Annotated in this window: 16 protein-coding genes; 13 read left to right on the top strand and 3 right to left on the bottom strand. The window is 72.6% G+C overall.

Annotation, left to right across the window (positions count from 1 at the left end):
- Positions 1-126 precede the first annotated feature (126 nt).
- From LUM46_RS20715 to LUM46_RS20745, 7 genes are all read left to right on the top strand, one after another.
- Entirely contained in the window at positions 127-834 is a 708-nt protein-coding gene (locus tag LUM46_RS20715; RefSeq protein ID WP_274996583.1) for a ThuA domain-containing protein, read from the top strand.
- The gene (locus tag LUM46_RS20720; RefSeq protein WP_274996584.1) at positions 819-1,919 is read left to right on the top strand and encodes a Gfo/Idh/MocA family protein; all 1,101 of its coding nucleotides are present in this window, start codon (positions 819-821) and stop codon (positions 1,917-1,919) included. Before LUM46_RS20715 ends, LUM46_RS20720 begins: the two co-directional genes overlap by 16 nt.
- Positions 1,920-2,155: 236 nt before the next feature.
- Positions 2,156-2,314: a hypothetical protein gene (locus LUM46_RS20725; protein ID WP_274996586.1), complete on the top strand. Its 159-nt coding sequence runs from the start codon at positions 2,156-2,158 to the stop codon at positions 2,312-2,314.
- A 64-nt stretch (positions 2,315-2,378) separates the two neighbouring features.
- A complete protein-coding gene (locus LUM46_RS20730) occupies positions 2,379-2,813 on the top strand; it encodes a VOC family protein (protein WP_274996587.1) in 435 nt (144 codons plus the stop codon).
- Between the two features lie 51 nt (positions 2,814-2,864).
- On the top strand, positions 2,865-3,803 hold the full coding sequence (locus tag LUM46_RS20735) for a Ppx/GppA phosphatase family protein (RefSeq protein WP_274996589.1): 939 nt from the start codon (positions 2,865-2,867) through the stop codon (positions 3,801-3,803).
- Positions 3,804-3,978: 175 nt separating this feature from the next.
- Positions 3,979-4,857: a formate/nitrite transporter family protein gene (locus LUM46_RS20740; RefSeq protein WP_274996590.1), complete on the top strand. Its 879-nt coding sequence runs from the start codon at positions 3,979-3,981 to the stop codon at positions 4,855-4,857.
- A gap of 31 nt (positions 4,858-4,888) precedes the next feature.
- Complete coding sequence (locus LUM46_RS20745; protein WP_274996592.1) at positions 4,889-5,764, top strand: oxygenase MpaB family protein; 876 nt, start codon at positions 4,889-4,891, stop codon at positions 5,762-5,764.
- A gap of 40 nt (positions 5,765-5,804) precedes the next feature.
- Here the strand turns inward: LUM46_RS20745 and LUM46_RS20750 are convergent, their stop codons facing one another.
- On the bottom strand, positions 5,805-5,975 hold the full coding sequence (locus tag LUM46_RS20750) for a hypothetical protein (protein ID WP_274996594.1): 171 nt from the start codon (positions 5,973-5,975) through the stop codon (positions 5,805-5,807).
- A 51-nt stretch (positions 5,976-6,026) separates the two neighbouring features.
- A complete protein-coding gene (locus LUM46_RS20755; protein ID WP_274996596.1) occupies positions 6,027-7,091 on the bottom strand; it encodes a protein kinase family protein in 1,065 nt (354 codons plus the stop codon).
- Between LUM46_RS20755 and LUM46_RS20760 the strand changes: the two genes are divergently transcribed.
- From LUM46_RS20760 to LUM46_RS20785, 6 genes are all read left to right on the top strand, one after another.
- Positions 7,075-8,022 carry a P-loop NTPase family protein gene (locus LUM46_RS20760; protein WP_274996598.1) on the top strand — a complete coding sequence of 316 codons (948 nt, stop codon included), beginning with the start codon at positions 7,075-7,077 and terminating at the stop codon, positions 8,020-8,022. The genes LUM46_RS20755 and LUM46_RS20760 overlap by 17 nt on opposite strands.
- Before the next feature lie 97 nt (positions 8,023-8,119).
- Positions 8,120-8,413 carry a hypothetical protein gene (locus LUM46_RS20765; RefSeq protein ID WP_274996599.1) on the top strand — a complete coding sequence of 98 codons (294 nt, stop codon included), beginning with the start codon at positions 8,120-8,122 and terminating at the stop codon, positions 8,411-8,413.
- On the top strand, positions 8,410-9,249 hold the full coding sequence (locus LUM46_RS20770) for a hypothetical protein (RefSeq protein ID WP_274996600.1): 840 nt from the start codon (positions 8,410-8,412) through the stop codon (positions 9,247-9,249). The genes LUM46_RS20765 and LUM46_RS20770 overlap by 4 nt, the downstream gene beginning before the upstream one ends.
- 18 nt (positions 9,250-9,267) lie before the next feature.
- Positions 9,268-11,271, top strand: a complete 2,004-nt coding sequence (locus LUM46_RS20775) for a fumarate reductase/succinate dehydrogenase flavoprotein subunit (RefSeq protein ID WP_274996601.1) — start codon at positions 9,268-9,270, stop codon at positions 11,269-11,271.
- The gene (locus tag LUM46_RS20780) at positions 11,268-12,020 is read left to right on the top strand and encodes a succinate dehydrogenase/fumarate reductase iron-sulfur subunit (RefSeq protein WP_274996603.1); all 753 of its coding nucleotides are present in this window, start codon (positions 11,268-11,270) and stop codon (positions 12,018-12,020) included. The genes LUM46_RS20775 and LUM46_RS20780 overlap by 4 nt, the downstream gene beginning before the upstream one ends.
- A gap of 212 nt (positions 12,021-12,232) precedes the next feature.
- Positions 12,233-13,486, top strand: a complete 1,254-nt coding sequence (locus LUM46_RS20785; RefSeq protein WP_274996604.1) for an MFS transporter — start codon at positions 12,233-12,235, stop codon at positions 13,484-13,486.
- Here the strand turns inward: LUM46_RS20785 and LUM46_RS20790 are convergent.
- Positions 13,413-14,192, bottom strand: coding sequence for a PAS and ANTAR domain-containing protein (locus LUM46_RS20790; protein WP_274996605.1), 780 nt, complete (start codon positions 14,190-14,192; stop codon positions 13,413-13,415). The genes LUM46_RS20785 and LUM46_RS20790 overlap by 74 nt on opposite strands.
- Position 14,193: the final 1 nt, after the last annotated feature.

Genomic DNA, 14,193 nt, shown 5'->3' on the forward strand with positions numbered 1-14,193 from the left:
ACCATAGTCATGGCGGCGAAAGTTGCGCAACATTCTGGATCTTGATCGAGCCAGAGTGGTGCTGTATCAAAGGGGTGCGGCACCCTGCCGGGCTCAATGTTGCGCAATGTTTGGAGCGAGCACCACATGACTACTTCGACGACGAAGCGCGCCCTGGTCGTGCGCGGGGGATGGGACGGGCACCAGCCCGTCGAGACCACCGACTCATTCCTCCTGTTCCTCCAGGAGCACGGGTACGACGTACGGGTCGAGGACGCGACGGCGGTCTACGCCGACGCTGACTACCTGGCCGGGGTCGACGTCGTCGTCCAGACCAACACGATGAGCACCATCGAGGGCGACGAGCTCCGCGGTCTGATCACCGCCGTGCGGAACGGCACGGGCCTGGCCGGGTGGCACGGCGGCATCGCCGACTCGTACCGGAGCAGCGCGGACTACCTCCAGCTGATCGGTGGGCAGTTCGCGGCCCACCCGCCCCGGGCCGTCCCGGACGAGCTGGCCGGCGACGCCTCCGACAACTTCGTGCGCCACACGGTCGACATCGTCCCCGAGCGGGCCGACCACCCGATCGTCGCCGGGATCTCCGGCTTCGAGCTGACGACCGAGCAGTACTGGGTGCTGTCCGACGACTACAACGACGTGCTCGCGACCACGACGCTCGCCGCGCGTGACTTCGACCCGTGGCACCGGCCGGTCACCTGCCCGGCGATCTGGACCCGGCAGTGGGGCCAGGGCCGCGTCTTCGTCTCGACGCCGGGCCACGATCTCGCCGTCGTGCAGGACCCGAACGTCCGCACCGTCATCGAGAGGGGCATCCTGTGGGCCAGCCGTTGAGGGTGGGGATCGTCGGCCTCGGGGCGATCTCCGGCCAGTACCTGTCCACGTTCGCACGGCTCGGCACGGCGTGGCCCGGCGTGGTGCGGCTCGTGGCGGTCGCCGACCTCGACGCGACCCGCGCCGCGGCGGTCGCCGCGGAGCAGGGCGTCCGTGCGCTGACGGTCGACGAGCTGACCACGGACCCGGAGGTGGACCTGGTCCTCAACCTCACGGTCCCGGCCGCGCACGCCGAGATCGCGCTGCAGGCGATCGCCGCGGGCAAGGACGTCTACGGCGAGAAGCCGCTCGCGGCCACGCTCGAGGAGGCGCGCGCCGTCCTCGCCGCGGGCCGTGCGGCAGGCGTGCGCGTGGGCTGCGCGCCCGACACGGTGCTCGGCGCCGGCGTGCAGACGGCGCGGGCGGCGATCGACGGCGGTGCGATCGGCGAGCCGGTCGCGGCGACCGCGACGATGATGACGCCCGGCCACGAGCGCTGGCACCCGAACCCCGACTTCTACTACCAGCCCGGCGGAGGCCCGCTGCTCGACATGGGCCCGTACTACGTGACCACGCTCGTCACGCTGCTCGGCCCGGTCGCCTCCGTCGTCGGCACCGCGAGCCACACCCGCGGGACGCGCACCATCGGGTCCGGGCCCCGCCAGGGGGCCGTCATCCCGGTCGACGTCGACACGCACGTGACCGGCGTGCTCCGCCACGCGTCCGGCGCGCTGTCGACCCTCGTGATGAGCTTCGACTCGGTCGCCACCCGCGCCTCCGAGATCGAGGTCCACGGCCAGGCCGGTTCGCTGGTCGTCCCGGACCCCAACAGGTTCGACGGTGACGTGCAGCTCCACGAGCTCGGTGGCGCCTGGCGGACCCTGCCGCCCGGCGCGGGGTACCGCGACGCAGGACGCGGCTACGGTGTCGCCGACCTCGCGGTCACGCCGCCGGGCGTCCCTGTCCGCGCGAGCGGCGACGTCGCGTACCACGTGCTCGACATCATGACGTCGCTGCTCGCGTCGGCGGGGAGCGGGGTAGCGGTCACGGTCGAGAGCACGTGCGAGCGGCCGGCGGTCGTGCCGCTCTCGGACGCGCCGCACTGAGCCCGACGGCCGGCCCGGACCGGTGCGGCGTCGCGCTCAGGGCGCGACGCCCGCCGGAAGGACTGCATCGCGAGGGCGGCGGCGACGTGGCGGGGCAGGTCCTGGTTGCTGACCTCCGCGGCGCTGCAGAGCAGCGCGTAGAAGACCGTGACCGCCCAGGTGGTCGGGATCTCGGGGGCGACGGCCCCCTCGTCGCGCGCCCTGTCCATGAGCGCCTGCCGGTCGGTGAAGTAGCGGTGCAGGGTCGAGCGGCTGACCTCTGCCGCCCGCACAAGGCGGTGCTCGTCGTCGCCCTGGTCCTCGGTGCGCTCGGCACCGAGCTGGTCGCCGCTCTCCGGATGGAGACGGGCAGCACCGTGCCGGGCGCCGGGGAACGTGCGCCGGCCAGGGCGTAGCGGCGTCCGGCGGGCGCCGATATCAGGTGGGCCCTGACCGGCATGCCCGGTTACGGTGTTGCGCATGTCGTCGGTCAAGAAGTTCCAGGTCACGTTCGACTGCGCGGAGCCGGAGCGGGTCGCCCGGTTCTGGTGCGAGGTACTGGGGTACGTCGTACCGCCGCCGCCGGAAGGGTTCGCCACCTGGGACGACTACAACGGCTCGCTGCCCGCCGAGGAGCGGGACTCCTGGTTCGGCTGCCAGGACCCCACCGGTGTGGGCCCGCGGCTCTACTTCCAGCGGGTCCCGGAGGCCAAGATCGTCAAGAACCGCGTGCACCTCGACGTGCGGGTGGGCACCGGGCTCGTGGGTGACGAGCGCCTCGCCGTGCTCGAGGCCGAGGCCGCGCGGCTGATCGCGCTCGGCGCGACCCACGTGCTCACCCAGCTCGCTGACGAGGAGAACGAGTCCTGCATCACGCTGCAGGACATCGAGGGCAACGAGTTCTGCGTCGACTGATTCTGGGTCGGCTGACGGGCCGCCGGCCCGACCCGGGGTAGCGTCTGCTCCATGCGTCTGGGCGTTCTCGATATCGGGTCCAACACGGGACATCTGCTGGTGGTCGACGCCCATGGTGGCGCGGCGCCCCTGCCCGCGTCCTCGCACAAGCAGCCGCTGCGGCTCGCCGAGCACCTGGACGACGACGGCGGCGTCAGCCCGGCCGGTGTCGACGCCCTCGTGGAGTTCACCGCACAGGCCGTGCGCGTCGCCGAGGAGCGGGGCTGCGCGGAGACGCTGGCGTTCGCGACGTCGGCGGTCCGCGACGCCGTGAACTCCGACACGGTGCTCAAGACCGTGCAGGAACGCACCGGGGTGCGGCTGGAGGTGCTGAGCGGCGAGGACGAGGCCCGGCTGACGTTCCTGGCGGTGCGCCGGTGGTTCGGCTGGTCGGCCGGCCGGCTCGCCGTGTTCGACATCGGCGGCGGCTCCCTGGAGATCGCGGGCGGCTCGGACGAGGCGCCCGACGCCGCGTGGTCGCTCCCGCTCGGGGCGGCGCGCCTGGCCCGCACGCACTTCGCCGTCGTGCCGGACGCCGAGGCGCTGCATGCCCTGCGCCGTGACCTCCGTGCCGAGATCGCGCAGAACGCCGGGACGCTGCTGCGCGCCGGACGGCCCGACCGCGCCGCCGCGACGTCCAAGACGTTTCGTTCGCTCGCGCGCATCTGCGGGGCCGCCCCCGCGGCGGAGGGGCCGCTCGTGCGTCGGGTGCTGTCGCTCGAGGCGCTCCGTGACCGGGTCGACGAGCTGACCCGCACAGGGCTCGACGACCTGGCCAAGCTGCCGGGGGTCTCGCCGAGCCGGGCTCACCAGATCGTGCCGGGCGCACTCGTCGCGGAGGCGTGCATGGACGTCTTCGACCTGACCGAGCTGGAGATCTGCCCCTGGGCGCTCCGCGAGGGCGTGATCCTGCAGCGCCTCGACCAGATGCCGCACATCGGCGTCGGCTGAGCCCTGCGGCGGGGCTCTCGGCGTCGGGCAGCGGGCCGTGAGAAAAAAGCGCCCCGAACGTAACGCCGCGGCACGCGGCGCGAAACGGGCCTTCGCGAGTCTCCGTGTCAGGGGGCGCCACCGCATGGTGGCGCCTCTGACCACCGACCCGCCCTCTGACCGACCTGGGAGAACCATGACCCACGTGAAGCCCGCGGACCTCGTGACCCGCATGATCGACGCGGGGGAGGCGAAGGTGCACCTGTCGACCCGGGACACCCTGATCAGGTCGTTCATGGGTGCGGCCCTGCTCACGATCGCCGCGGCGTTCGCCGTCACGGTGTCCACCCAGACGGGGGAGCCCCTGCTCGGCGCGATCCTGTTCCCCGTCGGGTTCGTCATGCTCTACCTGCTCGGGTTCGACCTGCTCACCGGCGTCTTCACGCTCGCGCCCCTGGCGTGGCTGGCCAAGCGGCCCGGGGTCACGGTCCGTGCGGTGCTGCGCAACTGGGGCCTGGTGTTCGTGGGGAACCTGGCCGGCGCGATCATGGTGGCCGTCCTGATGGCCATCTACTTCACCTACGGCTTCTCGACCGAGCCCAGCGAGGTGGGTCTGGCGATCGGCGAGATCGGCGAGGGCCGGACCGTCGGGTACGCCGACCACGGGGCTGCCGGCATGCTGACGCTGTTCGTCCGCGGCGTGCTGTGCAACTGGATGGTGTCCACCGGCGTGGTCTTCGCGATGATCTCGACCAGCGTGACCGGCAAGGTGGCCGCGATGTGGATGCCCATCATGCTGTTCTTCTACATGGGGTTCGAGCACTCGATCGTGAACATGTTCCTGTTCCCGTCCGGTCTCCTGCTCGGCGCCGACTTCACGATCATGGACTACCTGGTCTGGAACGAGATCCCGACGGTGATCGGGAACCTCGTGGGCGGGCTCACCTTCGTCGGGCTCGTCCTGTACGCCACGCACGGCCGGACGGCGCCGAGCCGGCGCCCCGCCGTCGCCGGAGCCGACGCGGACCCCGTGGTCAGCGAGCCGACGGCGGCCCGGGAGCGCGAGCTGGTCTGAGCACCGCCTCCGGCGGGCGGATACTGGTGGTATGCCGGTTGTCGCGAACCCCGTCGAGCGTCTGCGTGCCCGGGTGGGTGACGCGCTCTTCCTGCGGGTCGCCGGGCCGGGCGGGTACGAGGCGCGCGACCGGATCCACCTCACGCCCGGACCCCGCTGGTTCCCGCCCGACAGCCCGATCCAGCGGGTGCACGGCGACTCGGCGACCTTCGTCGGCGGTCTGCGGGCGCTGCTGCTGCAGTCGCTGCACCCGCTCGCGATGGCGGGCGTCGCCGGCCACTCCGGCTACCGGGGCGACCCGTGGGGGCGCCTCGCCCGCACGTCCACGTTCCTCGCGTACACGACGTTCGCGACGGCGGAGCACGCCGAGGAGATGATCGACCGGGTGCGCGCCGTCCACGCCCGGGTGCGGGGCAGGGCGCCGGACGGCCGCCCGTACCGGGCGAGCGACCCGCACCTGCTCACGTGGGTGCACGTCGCGGAGGCGGACTCGTTCCTGGCGGCGCACCAGCGCTACGGCGTCCGGCCGCTCGACCCGGACGAGGCGGACGAGTACGTCGCCCAGTCCGGCCGTGTCGCGCGCGCTCTCGGTGCCAGGGACGTGCCCGAGACGGTGCGTGAGCTGGCCGACCGGCTGGAGTCCTACCGTGGCGAGCTGGAGGCCACGCCCGCTGCCCTCGACACCGCACGCTTCCTGCTGCGTGAGCCCCCGCTGCCCTGGCCGGTGCGCGGTCCCTACCGCCTGCTCGCGGCGGGGGCCGTCGCGCTGCTGCCCGTGTGGGCGCGTGACCAGCTCGACGTCGGCACGCGGTTCAGCCGGGCGCTCGGTGGTCCCGCCGGGGGAGCCGCCGTCCGGGCCGTGCGCTGGGGCATGGACGGGGTGTCGCGCCAGGGCCGTCGCCGGTGACCCGGTGACCCGGTGACCCGGTGACCCGGTGACCACAGCGTCAACCGCCGGGGGCGGGGGGAGTGTCGTCCTCGGTGCGGTCGGCGCCGCAGCGCCAGCACCGTCCGGCGGGGTCCTCGTTGAGCGCCCCGCAGTCCGGGCAGACCTCGGAGAGCCAGCAGGCCGCGTCCCCGCCGTCAGGCCGGCTCACGGGCTGAGGATCGTCCGTCACGGTCCCTCCCCGTCGTCGTCGCCGTCGTGCGGGGCGTCTAGATGGCACGCGCTAGGTGACCGGCACGCCCTCGCCGGCCAGCGGGTACGAGGCTTCCCGGCTCACCCGCTGGAACTCGCGGTAGAAGTCTCCCATCACCGCAGCGACCGGCGCGTCACGGAGGAGACCTGCTGCGAGGGCCGCCGGAGCGCCCTCTGGTACCGCCCCCTGCGCGCAGGAGCGCACGAACGCTCTGCGTTCCTCCGGGCCGTACCCGTACAGAGCGACGGCCAGCCAGTTCACCAGGTGGGTGGCGGCGTAGTGCCGGTCGTAGCCGCGGTGTGCGTCGAAGAAGGCGGACTCGCCCTCGGTGAGCTCGAAGCGGGTGGAGATCGCGAGTCCGTAGTCGGCGAGGTAGAGCCGTCGGCCGTCGGTCAGGATGTTCTGGAAGTGGACGTCGAAGTGCAGCAGCCCGCGGGCGTTCATGAACGAGATGCCCGCTGCCAGCTCGCTGTCCACCATGGCGCAGGCCCGCTCGGCGGCCTCGTCGCCGGCCCCGACCTGGACGCCCAGCCAGTCGTGCAGGTTCTGCGGGATGTACTCCAGGAACAGCATGATGCTCGTCGTGGACTGCTGCAGCGCCTCGATCCGGTGACGTATCTCCGGCCCGCCTCCCCAGTACGCCACAGCATGATCCACGTCGGCCAGCTCGTCGGGAAGCGGCTGGCCGGCGTCCGGGAGCACCCGCCAGTGGTACATCAGGGGGAAGCCCTCGTGGTCTCCCGCGATCACCCAGCCCGTCGTCATGATCTGCACGGCCAGCTCCCGCCAGGCTCCGAACCCCGGGCCGCCGATGGTGCCGACGCCGTAGTGGCAGAAGTCCGGCAGCTCGAACACGTTCGCCGTGGAGCGGACGTGCTCGGGCCGGAGCTCACGGTCGGTGAGGCGCACCTGCTTGACGAAGACCGGGGTTCCTTCGACCTCCAGCAGGATCGTCCTGCCGCCGATCCCGGTACCGATCGGTGTGCCGGCGTCCACGAGCTCGCGCAGCTCGCGGTCACCGCACAGCGAGAGTGCCGTGGACGCGGCGCCGTAGGCGGCGAGCCGAGCAGCGCGGGACATGTCAGGGCTCTTCACGCTCTGCCTCCGTCGGGGCACCTGCGTCTCGCGCCGCCGCTTCGGCGGACACCGCGGCAGGAGCCGCGACCACCTTCTCACGGGGGACGACGGCGGCGACCGGCCGACCACGAGCCCTGCGCCGAGCGCGAGCGTGGTCGATCCGTCTGTGTCCGACGCCGTGGCGGCGCTGGTCGTCGCCGACCCGTTCGGCAACCCGCTCGTGCTGGTCGACCCCTCGAAGGGCCGGTACGGCGACTCGTGCACGGGCGCCCAGGGCCTAGGACCGGGCATGGCAAATCCCTGGCGCCGGCTTGAGGTCACGTGCCAGCATCCGGCCACAGACAGCTCGCCATCAAGGAGACCACGCATCCCGAACGATCCCGCCTTCGAGGCACTGCTGATCGGTGGCCGCTCCGGTGTCGGCAAGACCACTGTCGGCTGGGAGGTCTCCGCGCAGCTGCGGGCCTCGCGCGTCGCCCACTGCCTGATCGAGGGCGACAACCTCGACCAGGCGTTTCCCGCTCCGCCCGACGACCCGCACCGCTCCGCGATGACCGAGGCGAACCTTGCGGCGATCTGGGGCAACTACGCCGCCCTGGGCTATCGCAGGCTGGTCTACACGAACACCGTCTCCGTCCTGGAGCCCGGCCTGATCGGCCGGGCCATGGCTGGTGCGCCCCGGATCGTCGCCGTGCTCCTGACGGCCGATGACGAGACCGCACGGCGGCGCCTCGGGACGCGCGAGATCGGGAGCCAGCTCGACGCCCACGTGGCGCGCAGCGGCTCCATGGCCCGGCACCTCGAGGCGACCGCGCCGTCGTCGGTCGTCCGGGTGCCGACCGGCGGGCGCGCCGTCACGGACGTCGCGCGCGACGTCATCGTCGCGACGGGCTGGGCCGCGCGCCCGCCCGGCGCCGCCGTCGGCGATCGGTGGCTCGAGTACCCGTAGCGCGCGAGCCGCCCTTGCCTCGTCGCCGCATTCAGGGCAGAGTCTGGGGTGACGCACCTCACACCGTGGTGAGGGGCGTCGCCACAGGAGGTGCTGAATGGCGAACACCGAATTTGTGACGCTGCGCCGTTCGATCGAGCAGCTGCGCCAGAGCGTGTCCGGGGTGCGCAGCGCCTTCGGTGACGCGCCGGAGGTGCGTCGGCTCATGAACGACCTCGAGCGGCTGGAGATCGACGCGGCAGAGCTCGCGTCGGCGGAGCCCCTGCGGCAGCTGACGACGCCGGGCCGCGTGCCCGAGCACGTCGTCGTGCCCGACACCCCGCTGGACGAGGCGATGTTCAGCGATGCCGACGACGAAGGGCTCGGCGGCTACCACGGCGACCGGTCGTGACGACGACCGCGCGTGACACCGACGGGCGCGGCGTCGGCGGGCGCGGCGTCGACAGCCCGGGGCGCGCCGCGATCGAGGCGCGGACCCTGCGGTCGGACCGGTGGTGGCTGCCACCGCTGGCGACCACGGTCGGCCTGCTGATCTTCATCGGGTACGCGACGGTGCGGACCTTCCAGCAGAAGTACTTCTTCGCCGACGAGCGCTACCTCACGCCGTTCTACTCGCCGTGCGTGTCGCTCGGGTGCGCGTCGGAGCCGGGGGCGGCGCACTTCGGGATGTTCCTCCCGGACCACCCGCTGATCCCGTACGCGGCGCTCAGCCTGCCGTTCCTGCTGCTGTTCCGGCTGACCTGCTACTACTACCGCAAGGCGTACTACCGGTCGTTCGCCCTCGCCCCCGCGGCGTGCGCGGTGCCGGAGCCGCACGCGACGTACCACGGCGAGACCCGCTTCCCGCTGGTCCTGCAGAACGTCCACCGGTACTTCTTCTATGCCGCGCTGGTCATCGCGGTCATCAACACCTACGACGCGATCGTGGCGTTCCGGCATCCGACGGACGGGTTCGTCGTCGGCGTGGGCAACCTGGTGCTGCTCGTGAACGTCGTGCTGCTGTGGTGCTACACGGCGTCGTGCCACTCGTGCCGGCACGTGATGGGCGGCCGCCTCACGCACTTCTCGAAGCATCCCGTGCGCTACCGCCTGTGGACCTGGGTGTCCGCGCTCAACACGCGGCACGCGACGTTCGCGTGGATCACGCTCGGCACGCTGATCCTGACCGACCTCTACGTCGCGCTCGTCGCGAGCGGGACCATCACCGACCTGCGCCTGGTCGGATAACTGGACAGGAGCCCAGCCTTGACGGAGATCGAACGGCACGACTACGACGTCCTCGTCATCGGCGCCGGGGGCGCCGGGCTGCGGGCCGCCATCGAGGCGCGCGAACGCGGGCTGAGGACGGCGATCGTCTGCAAGTCGCTGTTCGGCAAGGCGCACACGGTGATGGCCGAGGGCGGGTGTGCCGCGGCCATGGGCAACGCCAACGAGAACGACTCGTGGCAGGTGCACTTCCGCGACACCATGCGCGGCGGGAAGTTCCTGAACAACTGGCGGATGGCGGAGCTGCACGCGCAGGAGGCGCCCGACCGGGTCTGGGAGCTGGAGACGTACGGCGCGCTGTTCGACCGCACGAAGGACGGGCGCATCAGCCAGCGCCACTTCGGCGGGCACACCTACCCGCGGCTCGCGCACGTCGGCGACCGGACCGGGCTCGAGCTGCTCCGCACCATGCAGCAGCGCATCGTCGCGCTGCAGCAGGACGACTTCGCCGAGACCGGCGACTACGAGGCCCGCCTGCGGGTGTTCGCCGAGTGCACGGTCACGGAGCTCCTGAAGGACCCGGCCGCGGGCCCTGACGGCGCGGTCGCCGGGGCGCTCGGCTACTGGCGGGAGTCGGGCCGGCTCGTCGTCTTCTCGGCGCCGGCGGTGGTGCTGGCCACGGGCGGGATCGGCAAGTCGTTCCAGGTCACGTCGAACTCGTGGGAGTACACGGGGGACGGCCACGCCCTCGCGCTCCGCGCCGGCGCCGACCTGGTGGACATGGAGTTCGTCCAGTTCCACCCGACCGGCATGGTCTGGCCGCCCAGCGTCAAGGGCATCCTCGTCACCGAGGGCGTGCGGGGCGACGGCGGGGTGCTGAAGAACTCGGACGGCAAGCGCTTCATGTTCGACTACGTGCCCGACGTGTTCAAGGGGCAGTACGCCCAGACCGAGGACGAGGCGGACCGCTGGTACGAGGACCAGGAGAACAACCGCCGCACGCCCGACCTGCTGCCCCGCGACGAGGTGGCCCGCGCGATCAACACGGAGGTCAAGGAAGGGCGCGGCTCCCCGCACGGCGGCGTGTACCTCGACATCGCGAGCCGCATGAAGCCTGAGGAGATCAAGCGGCGCCTGCCGTCGATGTACCACCAGTTCAAGGAGCTGGCCGACGTCGACATCACCGCCGAGCCGATGGAGGTCGGCCCGACGTGCCACTACGTGATGGGCGGCATCCAGGTGGACCCGGACAGCGGGCAGTCCCGGGTGCCGGGGCTGTTCGCGGCCGGGGAGTGCGCGGGCGGGATGCACGGCTCGAACCGCCTCGGCGGCAACTCGCTCTCCGACCTGCTGGTGTTCGGCCGGCGTGCGGGGCTCGGCGCGGCGGACTACGTCGTCGGCCTGGAGCGTCGTCCTGCCGTGCGCGCCGAGGACGTCGACGCGGCCGCCGTGCTGACGCTCGCCCCGTTCGACGCGCCGGAGGACAGGGCGGACGACACGGGCCGGGCCGAGAACCCGTACACCCTGCACGCCGAGCTGCAGCGGATGATGAACGACCTGGTCGGCATCATCCGCACGGAGTCGGAGGTCGCCGACGCGCAGCGGCGCCTCGGCGAGCTGCGCGCCCGGGTGCGGCAGGTGTTCGTCGAGGGGCACCGCCAGTACAACCCCGGCTGGCACCTGGCGCTCGACCTGCGCAACATGCTCATGGTCAGCGAGGCGGTGGCGGCCTCGGCCCTGCTGCGCACCGAGAGCCGTGGCGGGCACACCCGCGAGGACCACCCCGGGCTCGACCCCGAGTGGCGCCACCGGGTGCTGGTGACCCGCTGCGCCCGCGACGGTGCTGACGGTCTGGAGACCGAACAGGTGGTGCCGCGCGTCGTCGTCGAGCCCGCCGAACGGGTGCCGATGCGCGCGGACCTGCTCGCACTGTTCGACCTCGCCGAGCTCGAGAAGTACTACACGGACGCCGAGCTGGCGGAGCACCCCGGGCGCCCGGCAGATCCTGGGCGCCCGGCAGATCCAGTGGGAGGCACCGCATGAGCTACACGGGCACGTTCCGGATCTGGCGCGGGGACGCCGACGGCGGCGCGCTCGCCGACTTCCGGGTGGAGGTCAACGAGGGCGAGGTGGTGCTCGACGTCCTCCACCGGCTGCAGGCCACGCAGACACCCGACCTCGCGGTGCGGTGGAACTGCAAGGCGGGCAAGTGCGGGTCGTGCTCGGCCGAGATCAACGGGAAGCCGCGCCTGCTGTGCATGACCCGGATGTCGGTGTTCGAGCGCGACGACGTGGTGACCGTGACCCCCATGCGGACGTTCCCGGTGATCCGGGACCTCGTCACCGACGTGTCGTTCAACTACGCGAAGGCCCGCGAGATCCCGTCGTTCACGCCACCGGCCGACCTGGCGCCGGGGGAGTACCGGATGGCGCAGGTCGACGTCAACCGGTCGCAGGAGTTCCGCAAGTGCATCGAGTGCTACCTGTGCCAGGACACCTGTCACGTGGTGCGTGACCACGAGGAGAACAAGGAGTCGTTCGCCGGCCCGCGGTTCCTCATGCGGATCGCCGAGCTGGAGATGCACCCGCTCGACGTCGCGGACCGGGTGCCCGCCGCACAGGAGGAGCACGGGCTCGGCCGGTGCAACATCACCAAGTGCTGCACCGACGTCTGCCCGGAAGGCATCAAGATCACCGACAACGCGCTGATCCCGATGAAGGAGCGCGTGGCCGACCAGCGCTACGACCCGCTGGTCTGGCTCGGGCGGACCATCTCGCGGCGGCGCGGCTGACGGACGTCCTGCTATCTTCGGTGCAGTCGTCCAGGTCCGCCTTGTCCTGGACCGCAGAGCTGTTCCGCCCGGTGACGGGGGCGGCGGAGGGGGCGCGTGCCCCGCCCTACCGCAGTCCTGGATGTCCCCCGGCGGGCCACGGGTCGCACCTAGCACGTAGGCGCCGGCGACCCCGGGTGGCCCGTCCCGCCGTGCGGCGATGAGGACACCTCATGCCCCGAGCCGCCACCGGCTACGGCCTCCTGCTGCGCACCCCCGGCGCCGCCGCCTTCTGTCTCACCGCTGCCCTCGGCCGCATCGGCATCGCCATGACCGGCCTCGGCCTCGTCTGGCTGCTGCACGACCGCACCGGCTCCTACGCCACGGCGGGCCTCGCCACCGCCGGGTTCGCCCTGGCCGAGGCCCTCGTCGGGCCGCACCTGGCCCGGCTGGTCGACCGGTTCGGCCAGACCCGCGTCCTGCCGTTCTACCTCCTCGGGCACGGCGCCGCCGTCGTCGGCCTGCTCGTGTCGACGACGCCGGCCGCCGCCGTCGTGGCCGCCACCTGCGCGGGCGCGGCCGTGCCCCAGCTCGGCGCGCTGTCCTCCGCCCGCTGGGCGCACCTGCTCCGCCACGAACGCGCCGACGAGCTGCCCAGCGCCTTCTCCCTGGAGTCGCTCGCCAACGCCACGGCCTTCCTCGTCGGACCGGTCCTGGTGACCGCGCTCGGCGCGGCCGGCCACCCGGCCCTGGCCACCGCTATCGCCGCGGCGCTCGTCCTCGGCGGGGGCGCGGCCCTGGCCGCCCAGCGACGCACCGCCCCGCCCCCGACCGAACGGCGCGTCGCGGGAGCGCCGCGCGAATCGTCCACCCTGCGGCGGCCGGCCTTCCTCCTCCTGGCGCTGCTCAACCTCGCGATCGGCCTCTACTTCGGCACCATGGGCGTGGCGGTCACCGCCTTCGCCGTCGGCCACGGCACCCCCGCCGTCGCGACGCCGATCATCGCCGCCGCCAGCCTCAGCGGGCTGCTCGCCGGCTGGCTCTACGGGCTGCGCCAGCACAGCACCCCGGCCCGTCGTCAGCTCGTCCTCGCCACCACCTACCTGACGGCGACGGCGGCCCTGCTTCCGCTCGCGCCCACCGCGGCCTGGCTCGGTGTCGGTGTGGTCCTCACGGAGGCCGCGATACCGCCGGCCCTCGTGCTGCTGGCCGTGCTGACCGAGAAGACGGTCCGGCCCGCGGCGCTCACCCAGGCCTTCACCTGGAACAACTCCGCCAGCGCGGCCGGGTCGGCGCTCGCGGCGGCACTGGCGGGGCGCGCCGCCGACACGTGGGACGCGTCGGCGGCGCTCCTGCTGGCGCCGCGGGCCGGGCTGCTCCTGGTGGCGCTGTCGCCGGCCCTGTCGATGGTGTTTACTTCTCCAGGCGCTTGCGCGGCCGCCGGGTCAGCAGGGGGTCGTGACCCCGCGGTCGGCCGACGGGCTTGACGCCTTCCAGGGCCTGCGTCAGCGCGTCCGGGGTGACGACGACGCCGTTCTCCTGGGCACGCAGCGCCGCCATCACCTGGTCGGCCGCCAGCCGCAGGGACACGCCGGCACCCTTGGCCGCAGTGACCAGGAGATCGGTGGCTGCTGCCTCGTCCACGCCGCGTACTGCGACGATGACGCCCTTGACCTGCTCGATCACGGCCTGGCTGACGAACGCGCGGTTCACCGCGCCGTCCGACTTGCGCTCCAGCGCCTCCTTCTGGACCGGCGTCACGTCGACGACGTAGCCGACCAGCTGGGGCGACCGGCTCCGGGCGCTCTGCGAACCCTGGCCGGTCACGACCACCGAGCGGGTCCGGCCGCTGCGGTCCACGATCCGGTGCGCGCAGGCGAAGGGCCTGCCGAGCCGGAGGGCCTCCCCGGCCGCCCGGACCACGCGGCTCCGGTCGTCGGGGTGCTTGCGTGAGCGGAGCGCCTCGAGACCAGGCTCGACCTCGTCCCGCTTCCATCCGTGCATGGTGTAGACCTCGTCGGACCACCACCAGTCGCCCGAGGCGAGCTCGACGCTGTAACGGCCCACGAGCAGGTTGGTCCCGAGGCCGAGGGCGCGGGACAGGTCTCCTGCCGAGAACCCGGGTGATGGGGCTTCGCCGTCGCCTCCGACGCCGTCCGCGAGTGCTGCCTGGGCTTGTGTGAGGGCTGACATG

The sequence above is a fragment of the Promicromonospora iranensis genome, from assembly GCF_028994805.1.
Classification (GTDB): Bacteria; Actinomycetota; Actinomycetes; order Actinomycetales; family Cellulomonadaceae; genus Promicromonospora; species Promicromonospora iranensis.